The sequence below is a fragment of the Streptomyces sp. MS19 genome, assembly GCF_047200595.1.
In the GTDB taxonomy this organism is placed as follows: Bacteria; Actinomycetota; Actinomycetes; order Streptomycetales; family Streptomycetaceae; genus Streptomyces.
In genome coordinates this window covers 167089-187974 of the sequence record NZ_JBJZOH010000010.1, presented here as the reverse complement: position 1 = coordinate 187974, position 20886 = coordinate 167089, and the positions used below count along the sequence as shown (strand labels likewise).

Below are 20886 nucleotides of genomic sequence, written 5' to 3'. Positions count from 1 at the left end.
GGCGAGCCGATGAGGGCTGGGCCAACGCGTTACCGCACCAGGCGCGTGCGGTGTCGGTGAACGCTGAGTGGCGCAAAGGTTCCCTTGGTCAACCAAAGGTGAGTGATATTTGCATGATTCCTGATTGAAAAACTCCATATAACCGAATCCCTTCCCTCTGCGGGCAGTGATGGCCAAAATGGGTGCCCCTGTGAGAGCCAGGGGGATCGCGCGGTGTGTGTGGTCGTCCGTGTCCTGTGGTGAAAAGTGGGGCGGGTATGGCGGTGTCGCCGGAGGCGGGGCGGGACGGAGGCGTCTGGCGTCCGTACCTTGACGAGCCGCTGCTCACCCCCGCCATGACCGGCGGGCCGGGGGCCTGCCCGTCGTGGGAGGCCGTGCGGCTCCGCCGCTATCTCGACGCCCTGGTCACCGCCAGGACCGCTCCGGTCCACACGGCCGTCGCGTTCAACGCCGTCTACTTCGGCTTCGACACCACCACGGGTGGGTACGTCGGAGGCCCGCTGGACTTCGCGGACTTCGCGCCCGTCGCCACCGGCGACCGGGTGGACGCGCTGCCGGTCGGCGCCATGATCACGGTGCGGACGAACGGGGACCTCGTGCCCGCCGAGGTCGTCTACAAGGAGGGCGCCCACCCGCTTCTCGGCACGGACGGGGACATGCCCGGCTGGCTCTCCGGCGCTCCTGCCGCCGCGCGGGGGCCGGGGCTCCTCGCGCCTGATCCGGAGCCGTGCCTGCGGGAGCGTCTGGTGTTCGACACGGGCGCCTTCGGACGTGCGCTGTCCGCGCCCGCGGAGCGGTTGGGCCGCCTGAGCAGGCGCGGCGCCATCGACGAGTTCGGGCACCTGCTGGTCGAGTCCCGGTACACCGGCCCGCAGGCTGAGATGGACGACACGGCCTTCTACGTCGAGCACCTCCTCGGTCCGGCACGAGACGTCCTGCTGAGTCCTCTCGTGCCCGCCCCGCTGCCGTTCCTGCTGCCGCGCGGAAGCGGGCCTTCCGCCCTGCGGTCGGCACTGACCGGTCTGGTGGAGACAGTTCGTGAGGCACTGGGGGCGCTGCCCGGGGTGAGGGTCTGGGGAGACCACGCGTTCTCCCGGTCGTCGATGGCGGCGCGGTTGCGGAACCGCGGACCGCTGGGACGGGACGACCTGGAGCACGTGGCCCTGTCCATCGCCCGCTCCGGCGTTCCCCGTCCGATGCGGCACGGAACCGGTCAGGCCGGCGCCGCCTACACGGCGATCGGCCCCGCCCTGCGTTCCCTCGCGCATGCGCGGGATCTGCTGCGCGGCACCGCCTATCCCCTGGCCGTCTGTCATGCCGGCACAGTCGTCGCCGACTACGCACGCGGCGAGAGCGACGAGACGACGGGCCTGCTGCCGAACGGGGTCCGTCTCACCCTCGACGACCCCTGGCAGGGGGGCGGCGTCTGGCGCGCGCTGTCGAACGAGAGCGTGGACGCCGCGCCTGGCACGGGATGGCGGTCGAGCCTCACCCACGGCGCGGGCCGTCCGCCGGTCCCCGCCTGGCTGCCCGACGACTCGGAGGTCGGCGCGCCGCTGCGGCCGTCAGGACAGGAAGGCCGCGCGTGGATCCAGCCGCTGCGCGGCGTCCACCTGCGCGACGGCCTGCTTCCCGTCCCACCCGACCTGATGCGGGACATGCCACTGGACGCCCTCCGGGTACGTCTCCGCCACTCCGGGCCGACGGATCAGGACACGAGCACGACGCACCCCGTACGCCTCCACCCGAAGGCGGGCGGGGCCGCGCGGATCGGCTGGCCCGACGACTTCTTCCCCGGGATCCGCCTCAGCTGCGTCTGGGAGCCGGACACAGGGCTGATCACCGCCGCCACCCAGCCGCTTCCCGAACCCCTGTCCGTGGACGGGCGTCCGGTCAGGCATCGGTACGACCGGCACGTCCGCACGCGCGACGGCCACGTACCGGCGGACACCTACGTCATGATCGCCGTCCGCCGCTTCGGTTATCTCGACGCCCACGGACGGGCGATGCTGGCCCGGGAGCACCTTCCCGAGGCCGTCCGGCTCGCCATGCCGGACATCCCCCGGCCTCCCGCACGGCTGGACGGGACGGTGGCGCAACTCATCGCCGGCGGGCTCCTGACCGTAGAACGTGGCAGCCGCGGAGCTGATGGGCGGCCCCATTACCCGCCCCGGTCGCGCGAGCCCCTCCTGGACCTGCTCTGCTACCGGCCCGAGATCCAGTACCTGCTCCCCGCGGCCCGCACGGGCGACGCCCACGCCGCCTCCGGCGCAGTCGTCCGCCGCCATCGCGTGCCCGGCTTCCTGCGGCTGATCGGACATCTGGGCCACGAAGCCAGCGAGGAACAGCGCCGTCTGTTCCGCGCGGACCACGACGCCTTCGGGCTCGCCGGGTCGTCGGAACTACCCCCCGGCTACACGTACGTACGCCCCCACCACCGCGGCTCCGCCCGGCCCGCCCAGGCAGCACCCCCGCTGGAGAACGTATGACCTCACCCCGCCATCCGAGGCAACGGACGTGCGACGACCTCGGCGCGGAGTCGGCCTACCCCGTGCTCGAATCCGTCTCGGGGGAGACTCCCGGACTGCGCTCGGCACTCGCCGGACTGTCCCTCGCACTCCGCGCCGTCCCGTCGCCCGTCGGTTCGGCGGTGCGGAGCCTCGTCCAGTCCGACATCGAGCAGGCCCTGCACTCCCTGCCCGCCCGAGGCCGGCGTCACCTGCTGGGGGCGCTCCGTATCCCCGTCAGCGGCGCGCGCGTCAGCCCGGCGCTCTGCCGGGACATCCTCGCCCGGATGCAGCGTGAGCCCGACTCGGCCCGCACCCGGCATGCGGCGCACCATGTCTGCGAAGCACTCTTCGACGACCTCGCCGTCGCCGTCCATCTCGGTACGGCAGGCGGGAACGCCGACCGGTCCGGGACACTCACGCAGCGGTGGAGCCCGGCTCTGCTCCGGCTGGCGGCCTGGACCGCGTTCAGGGCCGCCGCCGCCGACGCGCCGGCCTGGCTGTGGGCCCTCGGTCAGCCATGGATGACGGATGACGGCACGTCGGACTTCGCCGAGGCCGTCAGGGACGCCGCGCGGAAGGTGATGGCGGCGGATCAGGGGCCCGCCTCGGCCGCCGGGACCGGGGAACCGGCAGAACGGCCCACCGCGTACAGCCTCGACACGGCGTGTGACCGGGTCGCCCGCGCACTCCGCGCGGCCGCCGACCCCGCGCGCCGGATCGCCGACGCCGTCGCGAACGCCGCGCGGCCCGTGGACGCGGACATGACCGCTGTCGCCGAGGTCACCGCCGCGTTCGACGCCGTCCTCGCGGTGCTGGCCGAGCACCAGGTCACGCCCCGGAGCGCCGATCTGGCCGCCGTACGCGACGCCACGGCGTCCTTGCTCACCTCGCTCGCCGACGCCGATCTGCGCGACCGCCTCCGTACCGTCGGCCGTCTGCGGGCAGTCCCCGGCCAGGTGGTGGCAGCGGAGGTCCTGGCACGGGCACACGAACGTGCCGCCGAGCTCCGTGCGCTGGACGAGTGGGACGAACGGGCGGGCGACGACGCCGCCGCGCTCGCCGCCCTGCTCGACATGGTGGAGCTGGCGCACGGCGAAGACGACCGGTCGGGGGAGATCCTCGCCCACCTGGCCGGCATGTCCGCCAAGGCACCCTGGCTGGTCATCCTGGCGGCACAGCACCAGGCGCTCGTCACCGGCGAGGAGGAGCAGCCGGAGCGCGGGGACGGCGTGGACGCCACCGGCCCCGCGCACTCCCTCCCGGCTCAGCGGGATCACCACCTGTCGCCCGAGACGCCGCCCGTCGGCCGGCGGCCCGCACCCGAGCTGTCCACACCCGCCGCGCAGACGCCTGCGCCGCGTGCCGAGCCGGACGTGCCCCGCCAGGCCGCGGCGCCCGGTCCGGAGGACGAGCCCGGCAGCACCGCGCCCGCCGTGCCGACGGCGCGGGAAGCGGAGACGGGACCGCAGGGGCACCGCGAACTCGCCGCCCTCGTGCGTTCCCACCGCTACGGCCTCGCCGCCGCGCTCTCCGGCCAGGCCGGCGCGCCACCGCATCGCACGGCCGTGCTGCGGATCGCCGCGTACGCACACGCGCTCCGGTCGGCGGGCGGTGGCTGCGCCTCCCACATCCAGGCCGAACTCCTCACCACCGACATGGAGGAACTCGCCCGCAGCCGCCCCGACGCCGCGCTCGGCACCGCCTCGCTGCTGCGCACGGTGCTGCTCACCGGCGAGCCGGAGATCGGCGCCCCGCTCGGGCGTATCGCCCTGGAACTCCCGCCCAGCCTGGGCACGATCGCCCGTGAGGTCTCGCAGCGCGCCCTGCGCAGCACACTCCTCCACTCCCCGCCGCTCGCCCTGGCACGCGGCGCGGCCGAGTTGGAGAAGGCCCTCGACGAGGCACGCGAGGAGTGCCGGGAGGCGCTGAAGCAGGCGCCCAGGCTCCGGTTCAACCGCGCCAGCGAGATCGCCCGGCGCTGGCTCGCGCCCACGGGGCTCATCGGCCGCCTCCTCGCCGGCGCCGCCGAGGACGACCGGGGCGCCCTCGACCGCGTGGCCGCCGCCGTGCGGGAACTCACCGACGACGCCACGCTCCAGCAGCACCTCAACGAGATCGACCGCACGCTGATGCGCTCCAGCCGCAGCCGCCTCGAAGGTCCCGCCCGCCAGGACCTCCTGCGGATGATGAACGAGCGGCTGCACCACGTCGAGAAGTGGGTCGCGGGCGCCCGCGCGCTGAACGCCGGTACGGCGGACTGGAGCGCCGACCAGGTGCAGGAGATGCGCGGGACCGTCCTCGCGCTGCGCGACAGCGTGCTCGACGACCTGCGCGGCCAGGCGCGTCTGGAGGGCGAGTACGGAGCGGCGGCGATCGAGGCCGCGGCGGATTCGCTGCGGACGACCTTCCGGCTGCTCGCGGGCGACGCGCGGCTCGGGCAGGAGGAACCGCCACCCGCCCTCGTGCTCGGTGGCGAGGTGCTGAAGATGCCGGGCGCGCGGCTCGACCCCGACGGGGGAGGCGTCGTCGTGCCCCGGCTGCCGGCCGCCGAGTTCGCCGCGGCCGCGGACCGGTCGTGGGAGGACGCGGTACGCGCGCACGTGGCGGACGACAGGTTCGACGCCGCGACTGCGATCGTCCGGCTCGCCGAGCGCGACCACCTGCCGGGCGGTGCCGTGGCGCTGCCCGGGGACGTGCTGGCGCTCGTCGCGGAACGGGGCAAGGAGGTGGCCGCCGAACTCGACGCCGCCCGCGGCCGGATCGAGGAGCGGGTGCGCAGCGCCCGGGTGAACGGGGTGCTCAAGGAGGACCAGGAGCGGGAGTTCGAACGCCGCGTGCACGCGGCGCGCGTCACGCCCGCCGACGACCTGCGCGCGGCGCGTGAGCAACTGCGCACTCTCGCGGAGGAGCTGGAGCGCGCGCACGCCGCCGCGACCGCCAAGCTGCACGCCCGCCTCACCGAGATCCCCGGCCTGGACCCCGCCGACCTCGCCCGCGTCACACCGCTGCTGGACGACGGCGACCTCCTCACCGCCGACGACCTCATCTCCCATCTGGCCAACGGAGAGAGCATCCCGGACATCCAGCAGGCCGGCCAGGCACTCGACGCCTTCTTCCCCGGGGTGCCCGACGCCCTGCCGGACGGCATCACCCCCCGGCTGATCGAGGCGGTACGCGACCGCCGGCGCTTCCCGGGGGTCGAGACGCTCGACTACACGCGGCTGTCCGCCGAGTTCGCCGAGATCGCGGCGGAAGGGCTGCGCGGCTGGCTCGGCATGGCCTCCCGGCAGGCCGGCCAGCGGCATTTCAGCGAGGAGGGCCTGCTCATGCCCGCGCTGCGGCTCATCGGCTACCACAGCCGCCTCAAGCCGCACCGTGAGCGGCACAAGAGCCGGAGCGCCAATCACCGTTTCGTGCACATCTCCGAGGTGCGCCACACCGGTGACGCGCTCGTCCCGCCGTTCGGGTCCGACCTGCGCGGCGGCCTCGACGTCATGCTGGTGTGGGGCCAGCCGACCGCCGAGGCGCTGATCGCCCGCGTCCGCCAGGACCCGGGGCACAACGCCCTGCTGGTCGCCTACTTCGGGACCATGCCGTCCGCGTACCGTGCGGCACTCGCGGTGCAGTGCGTGGGGGGACGGCCGCTCGTCGTCCTCGACGACGCCGCCCTCGCCCATCTCGCCGCACACGGCAACCAGTTGCTCGATCCGGCGATGCGGGTGCTGCTGCCGTTCTCCGCCGTCAACCCGTATGTGAGCGAGAAGCGCGGACGCGTCCCCGAGGAGATGTTCTTCGGCCGCTCGGACGAACTGGCGTCGGTCGTCAACCCGACCGGCAACCAGGTGGTCTTCGGCGGCCGCGGCCTGGGCAAGTCGGCGCTGCTGAAGGAGGCGGGGCGCAAGTTCACCGCCGAGGCGAGGACGGGGCACGTGAGCCTCGTCCTCAGCCTCGACTCCGCCTTCACCGGGACGAACGCGCCCTCCGAGACCGTGTGGACCACGATCGGGCGCCGTCTCGCCGACCTCGGCGTCCTGACGGTCCCCCGCAGACTGGGCGCCGACGCCGCCATCTCGTACGACCGCGTGCTGAGCGGCGTCAACGCGTGGCTGAAGGACGACCACGGGCGCCGGCTGCTGATCATGCTCGACGAGGCGGACGGATTCTTCGAGGCCGACTCGCCGCGGTTCACGCAGACCCGCCTGCTGCGTGACCTCACCTCCGCGACCGACGACGGCGTGAAGGTGGTCTTCGCGGGCCTGCACTCCGTACAGCGGTACGCGACCATCGCCGTCAACAACCCGTTCAGCCACCTGTCGCAGCACCCCAGGCCGATCGGGCCGCTGAGGCCGCAGGACGCCGCCGACCTGCTGATCAAGCCCCTGTCGCTGCTCGGCTACCGCTTCACCGAGCCCGCGCTGGTGCACCGCATCCTGGGGCACTGCTCGTACCAGCCGTTCCTCCTCCAGATGTTCGCCCACCGGCTGGTGCGCACCATGCACGCGAGGCGGCGGGACGGCCTGCCCGGCCCGCCGTGGGACATCGGCCGGGCGGACGTGGAGCTGGTGCAGTCCGACAACGAGCTGCGGCGCAGCATCACCTCCGCGTTCCACGACACCCTGCGCCTCGACTCCCGGTACAACGTGATCGGCAACGTCGTCGCCCACCACGCCCACCACCACGGCATCGACGCGCACCTGAGCCAGGCCCAGCTGCGCGACGAGTGCATCTACTGGTGGGCCGAGGGCTTCCAGGACCTGGACCCCGACCAGTTCCGCGCCTACCTGACCGAGATGGAGGGCCTCGGCGTCCTGGCTCCCGACATGCGCCGCGGCTGGCACCTGCGCAGCGCCAACGCGCTGAGCATGATCGGCGCGCTGGAGGACGTCGAGGCGCAGTTGCAGAACGTGGCCAGCCGGGAGGTGACCGAGCGGCTCACGGCGATGGAGATCCGGCACCGGTCCGCCGTCACCCACTCGCACTGCCCCCTGACCGCCGCGCAGATCGCCGATGTCCTGCCGGGGCGGGGCAACGCGGCACGCGTCGTCATCGGTACGCCGGCCACCGGGATCGACCGTGTCGTCCCCGGGCTCCAGGAGATCGCGGGCATGACGGGCTGGATCATGCCCCGGGTCACGAAGCGTTCCGACTTCCTGGCCGAACTCGTGGGCGGCGAGCCGGGCACCAGCCGGGTCGTCGTCTCCGACCTCACCGCGAAGACCCCGGGGGCGGAGTCCTGCCTCCAGACGCTCGACAGCGCGCTGACCCGTGTCCCGGGCGGCGCGGGGGTGAGCAGGACCGCCGTCGTCGTCGCGGGCCCCGGGCAGGCCGAACTGTGGGCCGCCGTCCTCGCCGACGGCGACGAGGCCGACGTCCACGCGGTGCCTCTGCGCCGCTTCACCTCCAGCGGCCTGCGTACCTGGGCGCTCGACCAGGACGGTGTGTTCTCCGGCGACACGTCCCTCGAACAGCTCGAACGCGTCACGGGCGGATGGCCGCTGCTGGTGGACCGGCTCGCCGTCCTGCTCGCCGGGGGCACCTCGGCCTCCGAGGCACTCCGGACGATCTCGGACGAACTGGGGACGCGGGAGGGCGCCGTCGGCTTCGTCGCCTCCGCGGGGCTCGCGCCGGGGATGCCGCTGCGGGCGCCGTTCGCCTCTGTCGTCGGGTATATGGGCGAGGAAGGGCTGAGCACGGAGGATCTCCAGGCGGCTGTCGAGGAAGTCGCGTGCGAGCCCTTCGGCGGCGCCGTCGAGACGGTCAGGGCCCTGCGCGCGATGCAGGTACTCTCCGCCGCCTCCTCGGGCCTGTACCGCGTCGAGCCGGTGCTGCGGGCCTGCTGGGAGCGCGCGGGGCGGTGATGCGTGGCGTCTGGCAGCGGGAGCCGGAGGAGCCCGCGGTGTCCGGGCGCGGGAGGTTCCTCGGGTAGCCGGGTCGTTCTTCTGTCCATCTGTCGGCGGCGGGGGTGCGGCGCGTAGCATCCGCGGCATGGGAGGAACGGCTGCTGGCAGGTGGGCCGTCCCGGCGGACTGGCCGCGCCGCGTCGGGGCGCTGGTGCGTGGGGAAGTGACGCCGGTGGTGCCGCGCTTGTCCGCCACGGTGCTGCTGCTGCGGGACGGGGCGGCCGGGATCGAGGTGTTCCTGCTGCGGCGGCGGACGTCGATGGCGTTCGCGGCGGGGATGTACGCGTACCCGGGCGGCGCCGCGGAGGCGGACGACGCGTCGCCCGCGTACACGGCGGTGCGCGAGACGTACGAGGAGACCGGCGTGCTGTTCGCGGGCCCGGCGGGCGGGCCGCCCGGCAGCCTGGCGGCGCAGGAGCCGGACGACGGGCGCGCGTTCGCCGACGTGCTGGCGCGGCGCGCGCTCGTGGCGCGTACGGAGCTGCTCGCGCCCTGGGCGCGCTGGATCACCCCCGAGTTCGAGCCACGGCGCTACGACACGTGGTTCTGGGTCGCCGCACTGCCCGACGGCCAGCGCTGCGCGAACGCGTCGACCGAGGCCGACCGCACCGCCTGGCTCCGCCCCGCCGACGCCCTCGCCGGATACGGCCGCGGCGCGTACGCCATGCTGCCGCCGACCGTCGCGACGCTGCGCCGCCTCCTCCCGTACGCCGAGGACGGCGCACGGGCGGCGGACGTACGGGACGCCGCCGCGGCCGCGCCGGAGCCCGAGCCGGTCCTGGCGCGCGTCGGCACGGACGGGGACGCGCTGGTCGTCACCTGGCCGGGGTACGCGGAGTTCGACATCCGGCTGCCGGGCCCGTCCGCGAGTGGGGAGTGAACCGATGACCGAGGCCGTCCTGCCGCCCGGCCGACCGGCGGAACGGGTCGCCGACGGACCGGTGGGCGAACGCGCGCACCTCGTCCTGGCGCCCAACCCGTCGGCGATGACGCTGGACGGCACCAACACCTGGGTGCTCGCCGAGCCCGGCGCGCGCCGCGCCGTCGTCGTGGACCCGGGGCCGCTGGACGAGGAGCACCTGCGGCGGGTGGCCGGCGTGGTGGAACGGGCCGGGCGGCGCGTCGCGTACACGCTGCTCACCCACGGCCACGCCGACCACGCCGCGGGCGCCGCGCGCTTCGCCGCGCTGACGGGCAGCCCCGTCCTGGCCCTCGACCCGGCGCTGCGCCTGGGCGACGAGGGGCTGACGGCGGGGCAGACACTGACGGTGGACGGCCTCGACCTGGTCGTCGTCCCCACGCCGGGGCACACGGCGGACTCGCTGTCGTTCCTGCTCCCGGCGGACGCCGCCGTCCTCACCGGCGACACGGTGCTCGGACGCGGCACGACGGTCGTGGCCCACCCGGACGGGCGGCTCGGCGACTACCTGGACTCGCTGCGCCGCCTGCGCGCCCTCACGGTGGACGACGGCGTGCGGACCGTCCTGCCGGGCCACGGGCCGGTGCTGCGGGACGCGCAGGAGGCCGTCGACTACTACCTCGTCCACCGCGCGACGCGGCTCGCGCAGGTGGAGACGGCGGTGGAGGACGGCCACCGCACGGCCGCCGAGGTCGTCGCGCACGTGTACGCGGACGTCGATCCGGCCGTTCTCCCGGCAGCCGAGCTGTCCGTCCGGGCGCAGCTCGACTACCTGCGGGAACGCGGCCTGGTCTGACGCGCGTCAGCGCGAGCGGCGCGCCAGCCGCTCGATGTCGAGGAGGATCACGGCGCGGGCCTCCAGGCGCAGCCAGCCGCGGGCGGCGAAGTCGGCGAGCGCCTTGTTCACGGTCTCGCGGGAGGCGCCGACCAGCTGGGCCAGCTCCTCCTGGGTGAGGTCGTGCACGACGTGGATGCCCTCGTCGGACTGGACGCCGAAGCGGCGCGACAGGTCGAGCAGCGCGCGGGCGACGCGGCCTGGCACGTCCGAGAAGACGAGGTCGGACATCTGGTCGTTGGTCCGGCGCAGGCGGCGCGCGACGGCGCGCAGCAGCGCGGCGGCCACCTCGGGGCGCTGGCTGAGCCACGGCTGGAGGTCGCTGTGCCCCAGGCCGAGCAGGCGCACCTCGGTGACCGCGGTGGCGGTCGCGGTGCGCGGGCCCGGGTCGAAGAGGGACAGTTCGCCGATCAGCTCGCCGGGACCGAGGACGGCCAGCATGTTCTCCCGGCCGTCGGGCGAGGTCCGGTGGAGCTTGACCTTCCCGTCGGTGACGACATACAGCCGGTCGCCGGGGTCGCCCTCGTGAAAGAGGGTGTCGCCGCGGGCCAGGGTGACCTCGGTCATGGAAGCGCGCAGCTCAGCGGCCTGCTCGTCGTCGAGCGCCGCGAACAGCGGGGCGCGCCGCAGAACGTCGTCCACGAGTTCCTCTCCTTGTCGGCCGGGTGACATCCTCATCATGCCGGACGCCTCGGCAGTGCTATCAGTCACAAGTTTGACGCACCGCGGCGGTCCGCCGTACGCCAGGGCCCCGTTCCGGCGGTGATTCGGCCGGGAGCCGGGCGAATGTCGGTCCGCCCGTTTACGCTGGCCGGGTGGCCAACGGGGCGCGGCGCCCCGGGTGGTGGGGTGTGGCTGTGGCAGGACGACAGGACGGGAGCGACCGACCGGGTGAACCCACGCAAGGATTCCGCTGACAGCGAACAGGGTGCTCGTGGCGCCGGGACACGGCCGGAGAGCCGCCTCGCCATGGTCCGCCGCGCCCGCAGGATCAACCGGGTCCTCGCGGAGACCTACCCGTACGCGCACCCGGAGCTGGACTTCGAAAACCCGTTCCAGCTGCTGGTCGCCACGGTCCTGTCGGCCCAGACCACCGACCTGCGCGTCAACCAGACGACGCCCCGCCTCTTCGCCGCCTACCCCACCCCCGAGGACCTCGCGGTCGCCGACCCGGCCGCGCTGGAGGAGCTGATCCGCCCCACCGGCTTCTTCCGCAGCAAGGCCAAGGCGATCCTCGGCATCGCCACCGCGCTGCGCGACGACCACGGCGGCGAGGTGCCGGACGACCTGGACGCCCTGGTGGCCCTCCCCGGCGTCGGCCGCAAGACGGCGCACGTCGTCCTCGGCAACGCGTTCGGCCACCCGGGGATCACCGTGGACACCCACTTCCAGCGGCTCGTACGCCGCTGGCGCTGGACCGGGGAGACCGACCCGGTCAAGATCGAGCATGCCGTCGCGGAGATCTTCCCCAAGAAGGACTGGACGATGCTCTCGCACCGGGTGATCTTCCACGGCCGCCGCATCTGCCACAGCCGCAGACCCGCCTGCGGCGCCTGCCCCGTCGCCCCGCTGTGCCCCGCGTACGGCGAGGGCGAGACCGACCCCGAGAAGGCGAAGGCGCTCCTCAAGTACGAGAAGGGCGGCAAGCCGGGCCAGCGCCTCAAGCCGCCGCCCGACTACCCGGGCAAGCCCGCCGAACCCCTCCCCTGAGACCCGCCCCGGCGCCGAGGAGCCCATGAGCAGCGTGCAGAAGGCCGACATCGGGCGCGCGGACCGCGACGCGCTGCCGCCCTGGCTGCGCCCCCTCGCGGACGCGGCGCTCACTATCGAGCCGCGCCAGCTCAGCCGCTGGCTGCCCCCGCCGGACGGCGGCCGCCCGTCCGCCGTCCTCGTGCTCTTCGGCGAGGGCGCGGACGGTCCCGAACTGCTGCTGCTGGAACGGGCGACGAGCCTGCGCGCCCACGCGGGCCAGCCGTCGTTCCCCGGCGGGGGCCTCGATCCGGAGGACGGCGATCCGCGGGGCGAGGGGCCGCTGCGCGCCGCGCTGCGCGAGGCGGAGGAGGAGACCGGCCTCGACCCGTCGGGCGTCCGCGTCTTCGCCACGCTGCCGCGGCTCTACATCCCGGTCAGCGACTTCGTCGTCACGCCCGTCCTCGCCTGGTGGCGCGACCCCTCGCCGGTGGCGGCGGTGGACCCGCGGGAGACGGCGCGCGTCTTCACCGTCCCCGTCAGCCTGCTGGCCGACCGGCGCCACCGCGGCACCGCCGTCCACCCCAGCGGCTACCGGGGGCCCTGCTTCGAGGTCGCCGGCACGCTGGTGTGGGGCTTCACGGCGGGGGTGATCGACCGCATCCTGCACCACGCGGGGTGGGAGCGGCCGTGGGACCGCGACCGCGAGCTGCCACTCGGCCACGGGGCGTGAGACCGTTGCGGGCATGAACGTGCTCGACGTCCTGCTCCTGCTCGCCGCCGTGTGGTTCGCCGCGATGGGTTACCGGCAGGGGTTCGTCGTCGGCGTGCTCTCGGTCAGCGGCTTCGTCGGCGGCGGGCTGCTCGCCGTGTCCACGCTGCCGGTGGTCTGGCGCGAGGTGGGGGACGGGGCGGAGCCGGGGGGCGCGGGTGTCGTCGCGGCGGTGCTCGTCGTCATCGTGTGCGCCTCCGTCGGCCAGGCGCTGACCACCCACTGGGGCAACCGCCTGCGCCGCCACATCACCTGGACGCCCGCCCGCGCCCTCGACGCGACCGGCGGCGCGCTGGTCAACGTGCTGGCCATGCTGCTCGTCGCCTGGCTGATCGGCTCGGCGCTCGCCCTGACGACGCTCCCGACGGTGGGCCGCGAGGTACGGTCCTCCCGCGTGCTGCTCGGCGTGTCGCGGGTGGTACCCGAGCGGGCCAACGGGTGGTTCACCGACTTCAGTTCGATCCTGGCGCAGCACGGCTTCCCCCAGGTCTTCGCCCCGTTCGGCGGCGAGACGATCACCCATGTCCCGCCCCCCGACCCCGAGCTGGCCCGCGACCCGATGGTCGAGGAGGCGCGCGCGTCGATCGTGAAGGTCGTCGGCACGGCGGTGCGGTGCGGCAAGGTCCTGGAGGGCAGCGGCTTCGTCTTCTCCCACGAACGGGTGATGACCAACGCCCATGTCGTCGGCGGGGTGGACGAGCCCACCGTGCAGATCGGCGGCGAGGGCCGGCTCTGGACGGCGCGCGTCGTCCTGTACGACTGGGAGCGCGACGTCGCCGTCCTCGACGTGCCGGGACTCGACGCGCCCGCGCTGGAACTCAGCGAGGGCGACGCCGTCTCGGGCGACGGCGCGGTGATCGCCGGCTTCCCCGAGAGCGGCCCGTTCGACGCGCGCGCGGCCCGCGTACGGGAGCGCTTCCCGGCCACGGGCCCGGACATCTACCGGCGCGGCACGGTCAGCCGTGACGTGTACTCGCTGTACACGACGGTCCGGCCCGGCAACTCGGGCGGCCCGCTCCTCACCCCGGACGGCCAGGTGTTCGGCGTCGTCTTCGCCAAGTCGCTCGACGACAAGCACACCGGCTACGCGCTCACCAGCGACGAGGTGCGGGAGATGGTGACGCGGGGCCGCGCCGCCGAGGAACCGGTGGACAGCGGGGCCTGCGCCATGTGATCGGTGTACGGGGTCTTCGGTCGGTCATCGCGGTGTCCTCTTCGGGGCGCGACGGGGTGGTCTCGGCGTCTCCCCGGGTCAGCCGCGGGGATGCCGCAGGCGCACGCCCACCCAGCGTGCGCGGCGGCGCAGGATATCCGGAAAGCCGATGTGCGGGTCGTGCAGGACGGCGCCCTCAAGACGCCGCGCGCCGTTCTGCGCGGGGGCGGCGGCTCCAGCGCCGCCGCGGTCACGTGCCACGTCACGGTAGTCGTGCGTCCAGCCCATACTCACCTCCCTGCCCGGCCTCCAAGGTCAGTAACCTCCCGGAAGCGAAGTCACGCGTCCTATGCGCCTGGCACATGCGCGAGGGCGCGTGGGAGGGCGTACGCGCTGGTCGGCCACCCCTTGCACACCGGTCACGCCGGTGCTCCGCAGCCCCGGGAGCGGGCTGGGTTCAGCGGTCGGGCTCTGGGTCGCGCAGCCAGTCGATCAGCTCGGTGCTGAACGCCGCCGGGTCCTCCTCGTGCGGGAAGTGCCCGAGCCCGTCGAACAGCCGCCACCGGTACGGCGCCTCGACGTACTCGCCCGACCCCGCCGAACTGCGCGTCCGCAGCACCGGGTCGAGCGAGCCGTGCAGGTGCAGCGTCGGCACCAGCACCGGCCGCTTCATCCGCCGGTTGAACTGGATGCCGTCCGGCCGCGCCATCGACCTGACCATCCAGCGGTACGGCTCGATCGCGCAGTGCGCCGTCGACGGGATGGACATCGCCCGCCGGTAGACCTCCACGTCGGCCGGTTCCGGATGCCGTGGCCCCGACCAGTCCTCGATCAGCCGCCCCACGGCCGCCGCCTCGTCCGCCACCAGCCGCCGCTCCGGCAGCCAGGGGCGCTGGAAACCCCAGATGTACGCGCTGGCCGCCGTCTGCTTCGGGTCGCGCAGCAGCGACGCGCGCCAGCTGCGCGGGTGCGGCATCGAGGAGACGGCGAGACGGCGTACGAGTTTCGGCCGCATCACCGCCGCCACCCAGGCCAGGTAACCCCCCAGGTCGTGCCCGACCAGCGCGGCGTCCGGCTCGCCCAGCGACCGGATGACGCCCGTCACGTCCAGCGCCAGATTGGCCGGATCGTAACCACGCGGCGTGCGGTCGCTGCCGCCCACCCCGCGCAGGTCCATCGCCACCGCGCGGTAGCCCGCCTCCGCGAGCACCGGCAGCTGGTGCCGCCACGCCCACCAGAACTGCGGGAAGCCGTGCAGCAGCAGGACGAGCGGCCCGTCACCCATCTCGGCGATGTGGAAACGCGCTCCGTTCGCGGCGACGTCGCGGTGCGTCCACGGCCCGTCGCGCAGGACGACGGCGGAACGCGTCCCGGCCTGGTCGGCAGAGGTCATGTGGCGGAGCCTGCCTTGTCCGCGGGGACACCACGCGGATGGGGCTTGACGGCCGACAGTACGGCGGCTGACTCCTTGGCGGACCTGATCGACCGTTCGGGCGGCGAGACACGGCCGAACTTGGCCTTGGCGAAGCCGAACAGCAGCCCGCCGAGCACCACGTACAGACCGCCCACGATCGCGCAGGCCACCGCGAGCGGCAGGTCCCACCAGTTCCGCAGCCAGAAGGCCAGGCCGAAGCTGAACAGCGGCATCGCCAGCAGCAGCAGCGCCGCCCCGATCACCAGCGCCGCGCTCCCCAGCAGCGCCTTCCGCACGTCACGCCGCAGCTCCGCCTTGGCCAGGGCGATCTCGTCGTGCACCAGCCCCGACAGTTCGTCGACGGCCGTCTTGACCAGCTCACCGAGGCTGCGCCCCTCGTCGGCTGCGCTCATCGCAATCTCCCTCTTTCCTCTCCCGGAGGCGGTCGTGGTCGCGTTGCCGGTGCAGTCCGACAGTAACGGTGCGCCCGGGGTGCGTCAGTTGGTGACACATCGCCGTCGCCCTGGGGAGTGATCCGAATGTTATAGGGGCGCCCGATGACATACCGGACGCCCCTGGGGCCCGTCTTCCGGATCTTCCCGGGGCCGCGCTGCCGGCGTGGGGGCACCTCCCAGGCCCCTTGGGCCTGGGGGACCCTCGCTGCGTTGTCGCATCGCGCGAGTACGACCGAGTACGAGCTGCGATGCTCCGCCTCGCGAGGCACCGCATCCGACAACGCGGCCTGACCCGGGAAGACCCGGAAGACGCGCCCTTGCGCAGATCTGCAACCGCCGTGCGGCTAGGGTCTGTCCGGCGGATCTTGCCTGTCTCACGACGCCGGCATGGGGGTACCTCCCAGGCCCCTTGGGCCTGGGGGAACCTCGCTGCGTTGCCGAATCGCGCGAATACGGCCAGGTATGAGCTGCGATCCGGCGCCTTGCGATGCACCGGCATCTGGGGGCACCCCCAGCCGCCAGGCTGGGGGAGCCGTGAGCCGCGACAAGATCCGCCGGACAGACCCTAGTCCTCGCTCTTCGCCGTCGGCAGCTTCGCCTGGATGAGGTCCATCACCGACGAGTCGGTGAGCGTCGTGACGTCGCCCAGCTCCCGGTTCTCCGCCACGTCGCGCAGCAGCCGCCGCATGATCTTGCCGGACCGCGTCTTCGGCAGCTCCTCCACCGGCAGGATGCGCTTGGGCTTGGCGATCGGCCCCAGCTCCTTCGCGACGTGTGCCCGCAGCTCGTCCACGAGCGCCGCGTCGTCCTCGTCCGGCCGCGCGCCGCCCCGCAGGATGACGAACGCGCAGATCGCCTGCGTCGTCTGCGGGTCGGTCGCCCCCACCACGGCCGCCTCGGCGATCCGCGGGTGCGACACGAGGGCGGACTCCACCTCGGTCGTCGAGATGTTGTGCCCGGACACGAGCATCACGTCGTCCACCCGGCCGAGCAGCCAGATGTCGCCCTCCGCGTCCTTCTTGGCGCCGTCGCCCGCGAAGTACTTCCCGGGGAAACGCGACCAGTACGTGTCGATGAACCGCTGGTCGTCGCCCCAGATGGTGCGCAGCATCGACGGCCACGGCTCGGTGAGCGCGAGGTAGCCGCCCGACCCGTTCGCGACGGGGTTGCCGTCGTCGTCCACCACGGTCGCGCTGATGCCGGGCAGCGGCACCTGCGCGGAGCCGGGCTTGGCCACCGTCACGCCGGGCAGCGGGCTGATCATCACCGCGCCGGTCTCCGTCTGCCACCAGGTGTCCACGACGGGCGTGCGGTCGCCGCCGATGTGCTTGCGGTACCAGATCCACGCCTCGGGGTTGATCGGCTCGCCGACCGAGCCGAGGACGCGCAGGCTGGACAGGTCGAAGCCGGCCGGGATGTCGTCGCCCCACTTCATGCAGGTGCGGATCGCGGTGGGCGCGGTGTAGAGGAGGGTGACGCCGTACTTCTGGACGATCTCCCACCAGCGGCCGTTGTGCGGCGTGTTGGGCGTGCCCTCGTACAGCACCTCCGTCGCGCCGTTGGCCAGCGGGCCGTAGACGATGTACGAGTGGCCGGTGACCCAGCCGACATCGGCCGTGCACCAGTAGACGTCCGTCTCCGGCTTGAGGTCGAAGACGGCGTGGTGCGTGTAGGCGGCCTGGGTGAGGTAGCCGCCCGAGGTGTGCAGGATGCCCTTGGGCTTCCCGGTGGTGCCGGACGTGTAGAGGATGAACAGCGGGTGCTCCGCGTCGAACGCCTCGGGCGTGTGCTCCGGGGACTGGCGGGCCACCAGGTCGTGCCACCAGTGGTCGCGGCCCTCGGTCCACGGGGTGTCCTGGCCGGTCCTGCGGACGACGAGGACGCTGCGCACGTTCGCCGCGCCGGGACGGGTCAGCGCCTCGTCCACGGTCGGCTTGAGCGGCGACGGCGCGCCGCGGCGCCAGCCGCCGTCCGAGGTGATGACGACGCGGGCGTCGCCGTCCTCGATGCGGGTGGCCAGCGCGTCGGCGGAGAAGGCGCCGAAGACGACCGAGTGCGGCGCCCCGATGCGCGCGCAGGCCAGCATGGCGACGACCGTCTCGGGGATCATCGGCATGTAGATGGCGACCCGGTCGCCGGTGGCGACGCCCAGTTCGAGCAGCGCGTTGGCGGCCCGGGAGACCTCCTGCTGGAGCTCGGCGTACGTGATGGCGCGGGAGTCGCCCGGCTCGCCCTCGAAGTGGATGGCGACGCGGTCGCCGTTCCCCGCCTCGACGTGGCGGTCCACGCAGTTGTACGCGACGTTCAGCCGGCCGTCGGCGAACCACTTGGCGAACGGCGGGTTCGACCAGTCGAGGGTCTCCGTGGGCTCGGTCGCCCAGCTGAGGCGGCGCGCCTGCTCGGCCCAGAACCCCAGCCGGTCGGCGGCGGCGGCCTCGTACGCGGCGGCTGTCACGTTCGCGTCGGCGGTCACCTCGGCGGGGGGCGGGAACCTCCGCTCCTCGGTCATGAGATTGGCCAGGCTCTCGTTGCTCACGACATCTCCCTTGCGGCGTCAGCTGTGTCCCCACGCCACACCTCATCAGGAGAGGTCGGCTTTGACAAGGGTGGACGGCCGAGTGGTCCAGACCTCTTCCGGGCCGCTTCCCGCCGGTGTCCCCGCCGCGCCGGGGCGGCGCGGCGGGGGCCCGTCAGCCCGGGATTATCTGCGGCGTGGCCTCGGCGTCGGGCCGTACGGCGGCGAACACCGGTGCCCCGCTTGCGGCTTCGTCCGCCGTCCCCGCCGGCCGGCTCACGCGGTCCGGCTCCAGGACGTACGCCTGCGCCTCACCCACGTGGAAGTACATGCCGCGCAGTTCGAGCGACCCCTCCGCGACACGCCGCGCGACGCACTCGTGCCGCGTCAGGTGCTCCAGCTGCTGCATCACGTTGGCCAGCGCCAGGGCCTCCAGCGCGTCGGCGGTGGGCCGCTGGTCGAGCCGGGGGGCGAGGCCGTCCTCCTCCGCCGCCGCCCGGTCGAGGCTGGGGCGGCCGTGCCGCAGCCACCGCTGGAGGGAGGTGTCCTGGTCGGCCGGGGCGTCGTCCCGCATGGTGTGCAGCGCGTTCATCGCACCGCAGCCGGAGTGCCCGCAGACGGTGATGGTGCCGACGCGCAGGACGTCCACCGCGTACTCGATGGCGGCGGCCACCGAGTGGTCGGCCGCCTCGGTGCCCGGCAGCGGGACGAGGTTGCCGACGTTGCGCACGGTGAAGAGGTCGCCTGGGCCGCTCGACGTAATCATGCTCGTGACGAGGCGGGAGTCGGCGCAGGTCAGGAAGAGCTGGCCGGGCCGCTGCCCCTCGTCCGCCAGCCTGGCCAACTCGCGGCGCATCAGCGGGGCCGTGCTGCGCTGGAAGTTCCGCAGGCCGCTGAGCAGCTGGTCATGGCCCGGCGGGTGCGCGGCGCCGGTGGCCGAGGCGGCGACCGGTGGCGCGGACGTGCACTGGTGGTTGCGCCACGGCTGCCACGGCCAGCAGTTGTGCTCGCGGCCTTGCTCGCCGATGCGCTGCCCCGACCTGCCGATGATCTCGACGTCGCCGCCCTGCGCCACGTGCGCCGTGCGCCAGTCGTGCAGCGCCTCGTAGGCGGCGTGGTCCATGAACGTGCCGTCCAGCTCGACGACCGCCTGCGCCCGTTCCGGGATCTGCCCGAGCACCCGGCTGAGGCGCGGGACCGCGAGGAACGTGAGCTGGCCGCGTACGCGGACCTGGTGCGAGCCGTCCGCCGACCCTTCGAGGTGGATGCGGGTGTGCGTGAGGCGGTGCAGCGCGACGCCCACGGCCACCGCGACGCCGAGCCCCACGCCCTGGAGGACGCCGAAGACGGTGACGCCCACGGCGGTCGTCGCGTACACGATGACCTCGCGGTGCCGGGCGACGCTCCTGATGTGCCCGACGCTGACCATCCGCACGCCCACCACCATCACCAGCGCGGCGAGCGCGGCCAGCGGGATCAGCTCGATCATCCCGACGAGCAGCCCGGCGGCGAGGACCATCCAGCAGCCGTGCAGCACGGTGGACGCGCGGCCGACGGCGCCCGCCGTCACGTTCGCCGTGCTGCGGACCGCGCCGCCCGCGACGGGCAGGCCGCCGAGCAGGCCGGACACCACGTTGGCCATGCCCTGGCCGCGCAGCTCGCGGTCGAGGTCGGCCCGCGCGACCCGGGGGCCCCCGGCGCGCTGCCTGATGGCCGTCAGCTTGTCCATCGCCACGGCGGACAGCAGCGACTCGACGCTGGCGACGAGCGTGACGGTGAGGACGGCGGCGAGCAGCCCGAGCACCGGGCCGTCCGGCGGTTCGGGCAGGGTGTGGCTGCTCCACGAGGGCAGGTCGGCCTGTTCGAGCCGCAGCCCGCCCGCCCGTGCGAGGACGGTGCCGACGACGACGGCGGCCAGCGCGGCGGGCACGGCCTTGCGCAGTGTCCCGCCGAGCCGCCCCGGCAGGCGCGGCCACAGCAGGAGCGCGGCCACGGTCGCGGCGCCGACGGCGAGGTCGGCGCCGCCGGGGGCGGTCAGCTGGGCGGGGAGCGCCTGCACGTTGGCGACGGCGGAGCTTTCTGGATTGCCGCCGAGGACGATGTGCAGCTGTGCGAGGGCGATCGTGACGCCGATGCCCGCCAGCATGCCGTGGACGATCGCGGGGCTGACGGCGAGTGCGGAACGGGCGGTGCGCAGGGCGGAGAGCGCCAGCTGCGTGAGCCCGGCGAGGGCGGTGATGGCGCAGGTGGTGCGCCAGCCGTACTGGTGGATCAGCTCGGCCGTGATGACCGTGAGCCCGGCTGCCGGGCCGCTGACCTGGAGTGGGGAGCCGCCGAGTGTCCCGGCGACGAGGCCGCCGACCGCCGCCGCGACCAGACCTGCCTGGAGGGGCGCGCCGGTCGCCAGGGCGATGCCGAGGGCGAAGGGCAGGGCGATGAGAAAGACCGAGACCGACGCGGACACGTCGGCTCGGCGGGGGGCGCAGGCGGACATTCTTCCGTCTCCGTCCGGTGGAGGGCTGACTGGTCGGGCCGAGCCGGCCGGTGCGGGTGGTCCGGGCGGGGTCGGCGGATCATGGGCAAAGATCATTACGGAGGGTGATGGTATGTGCGCGCTCAAGCGTCGGTAAATGAAGAGTAATGCCGCGTAAAGCCCTCCTCTACTCCGAAGTCTCCTTTCAGGCCTTAATTAACCTAAAGGAGTTAATTAATCAGTGAATACGC

At 73.7% G+C, this 20886-nt stretch carries 13 protein-coding genes; 7 read left to right on the top strand and 6 right to left on the bottom strand.

The window, feature by feature from the left end:
- The first annotated feature begins 257 nt into the window (after positions 1-257).
- From ACL02R_RS13595 to ACL02R_RS13580, 4 genes are all read left to right on the top strand, one after another.
- Entirely contained in the window at positions 258-2489 is a 2232-nt protein-coding gene (locus tag ACL02R_RS13595; protein ID WP_412797133.1) for a hypothetical protein, read from the top strand.
- Positions 2486-8368 carry a hypothetical protein gene (locus ACL02R_RS13590; RefSeq protein WP_412797132.1) on the top strand — a complete coding sequence of 1961 codons (5883 nt, stop codon included), beginning with the start codon at positions 2486-2488 and terminating at the stop codon, positions 8366-8368. The genes ACL02R_RS13595 and ACL02R_RS13590 overlap by 4 nt, the downstream gene beginning before the upstream one ends.
- A 127-nt stretch (positions 8369-8495) precedes the next feature.
- Entirely contained in the window at positions 8496-9290 is a 795-nt protein-coding gene (locus tag ACL02R_RS13585) for an NUDIX hydrolase (RefSeq protein WP_412797131.1), read from the top strand.
- Between the two features lie 4 nt (positions 9291-9294).
- Positions 9295-10125 (top strand): MBL fold metallo-hydrolase, encoded by an 831-nt coding sequence (locus ACL02R_RS13580; RefSeq protein ID WP_412797130.1) that lies wholly within the window; start codon positions 9295-9297, stop codon positions 10123-10125.
- 6 nt (positions 10126-10131) lie between these two features.
- Here the strand turns inward: ACL02R_RS13580 and ACL02R_RS13575 are convergent, their stop codons facing one another.
- Positions 10132-10806 (bottom strand): Crp/Fnr family transcriptional regulator, encoded by a 675-nt coding sequence (locus ACL02R_RS13575; RefSeq protein WP_052847634.1) that lies wholly within the window; start codon positions 10804-10806, stop codon positions 10132-10134.
- 249 nt (positions 10807-11055) lie between these two features.
- Between ACL02R_RS13575 and nth the strand changes: the two genes are divergently transcribed.
- Genes nth through ACL02R_RS13560 form a run of 3 tightly spaced genes read left to right on the top strand, consistent with a single transcriptional unit; the run spans position 11056 to position 13799 of the window.
- Positions 11056-11874 carry an endonuclease III gene (gene nth / locus ACL02R_RS13570; protein ID WP_412797129.1) on the top strand — a complete coding sequence of 273 codons (819 nt, stop codon included), beginning with the start codon at positions 11056-11058 and terminating at the stop codon, positions 11872-11874.
- Positions 11875-11899: 25 nt separating this feature from the next.
- Entirely contained in the window at positions 11900-12586 is a 687-nt protein-coding gene (locus tag ACL02R_RS13565; RefSeq protein ID WP_412797128.1) for an NUDIX hydrolase, read from the top strand.
- Between the two features lie 13 nt (positions 12587-12599).
- Complete coding sequence (locus tag ACL02R_RS13560; protein WP_412797127.1) at positions 12600-13799, top strand: MarP family serine protease; 1200 nt, start codon at positions 12600-12602, stop codon at positions 13797-13799.
- A 78-nt stretch (positions 13800-13877) separates the two neighbouring features.
- On the opposite strand, the gene ACL02R_RS13555 is transcribed toward ACL02R_RS13560, so the two are convergent.
- From ACL02R_RS13555 to ACL02R_RS13535, 5 genes are all read right to left on the bottom strand, one after another.
- Complete coding sequence (locus tag ACL02R_RS13555) at positions 13878-14066, bottom strand: hypothetical protein (protein ID WP_412797126.1); 189 nt, start codon at positions 14064-14066, stop codon at positions 13878-13880.
- A gap of 169 nt (positions 14067-14235) precedes the next feature.
- Positions 14236-15171 (bottom strand): alpha/beta fold hydrolase, encoded by a 936-nt coding sequence (locus ACL02R_RS13550; RefSeq protein WP_412797125.1) that lies wholly within the window; start codon positions 15169-15171, stop codon positions 14236-14238.
- Positions 15168-15605, bottom strand: a complete 438-nt coding sequence (locus ACL02R_RS13545) for a phage holin family protein (protein WP_362965005.1) — start codon at positions 15603-15605, stop codon at positions 15168-15170. The genes ACL02R_RS13550 and ACL02R_RS13545 overlap by 4 nt, the downstream gene beginning before the upstream one ends.
- 607 nt (positions 15606-16212) lie before the next feature.
- On the bottom strand, positions 16213-18183 hold the full coding sequence (gene acs / locus ACL02R_RS13540; RefSeq protein WP_412797124.1) for an acetate--CoA ligase: 1971 nt from the start codon (positions 18181-18183) through the stop codon (positions 16213-16215).
- A gap of 154 nt (positions 18184-18337) precedes the next feature.
- A complete protein-coding gene (locus tag ACL02R_RS13535) occupies positions 18338-20752 on the bottom strand; it encodes a bifunctional SulP family inorganic anion transporter/carbonic anhydrase (protein WP_412797123.1) in 2415 nt (804 codons plus the stop codon).
- Positions 20753-20886: the final 134 nt, after the last annotated feature.

Bases quoted from the DNA above. Each gene is read 5' to 3' on its own strand.
- ACL02R_RS13595 (WP_412797133.1), top strand. From the start codon at position 258: ATGGCGGTGTCGCCGGAGGCGGGGCGGGACGGAGGCGTCTGGCGTCCG.
- ACL02R_RS13590 (WP_412797132.1), top strand. From the start codon at position 2,486: ATGACCTCACCCCGCCATCCGAGGCAACGGACGTGCGACGACCTCGGC.
- ACL02R_RS13545 (WP_362965005.1), bottom strand. From the start codon at position 15,605: ATGAGCGCAGCCGACGAGGGGCGCAGCCTCGGTGAGCTGGTCAAGACG.
- ACL02R_RS13580 (WP_412797130.1), top strand. From the start codon at position 9,295: ATGACCGAGGCCGTCCTGCCGCCCGGCCGACCGGCGGAACGGGTCGCC.
- ACL02R_RS13550 (WP_412797125.1), bottom strand. From the start codon at position 15,171: ATGACCTCTGCCGACCAGGCCGGGACGCGTTCCGCCGTCGTCCTGCGC.
- ACL02R_RS13535 (WP_412797123.1), bottom strand. From the start codon at position 20,752: ATGATCTTTGCCCATGATCCGCCGACCCCGCCCGGACCACCCGCACCG.
- ACL02R_RS13560 (WP_412797127.1), top strand. From the start codon at position 12,600: ATGAACGTGCTCGACGTCCTGCTCCTGCTCGCCGCCGTGTGGTTCGCC.
- ACL02R_RS13555 (WP_412797126.1), bottom strand. From the start codon at position 14,066: ATGGGCTGGACGCACGACTACCGTGACGTGGCACGTGACCGCGGCGGC.
- ACL02R_RS13565 (WP_412797128.1), top strand. From the start codon at position 11,900: ATGAGCAGCGTGCAGAAGGCCGACATCGGGCGCGCGGACCGCGACGCG.
- ACL02R_RS13585 (WP_412797131.1), top strand. From the start codon at position 8,496: ATGGGAGGAACGGCTGCTGGCAGGTGGGCCGTCCCGGCGGACTGGCCG.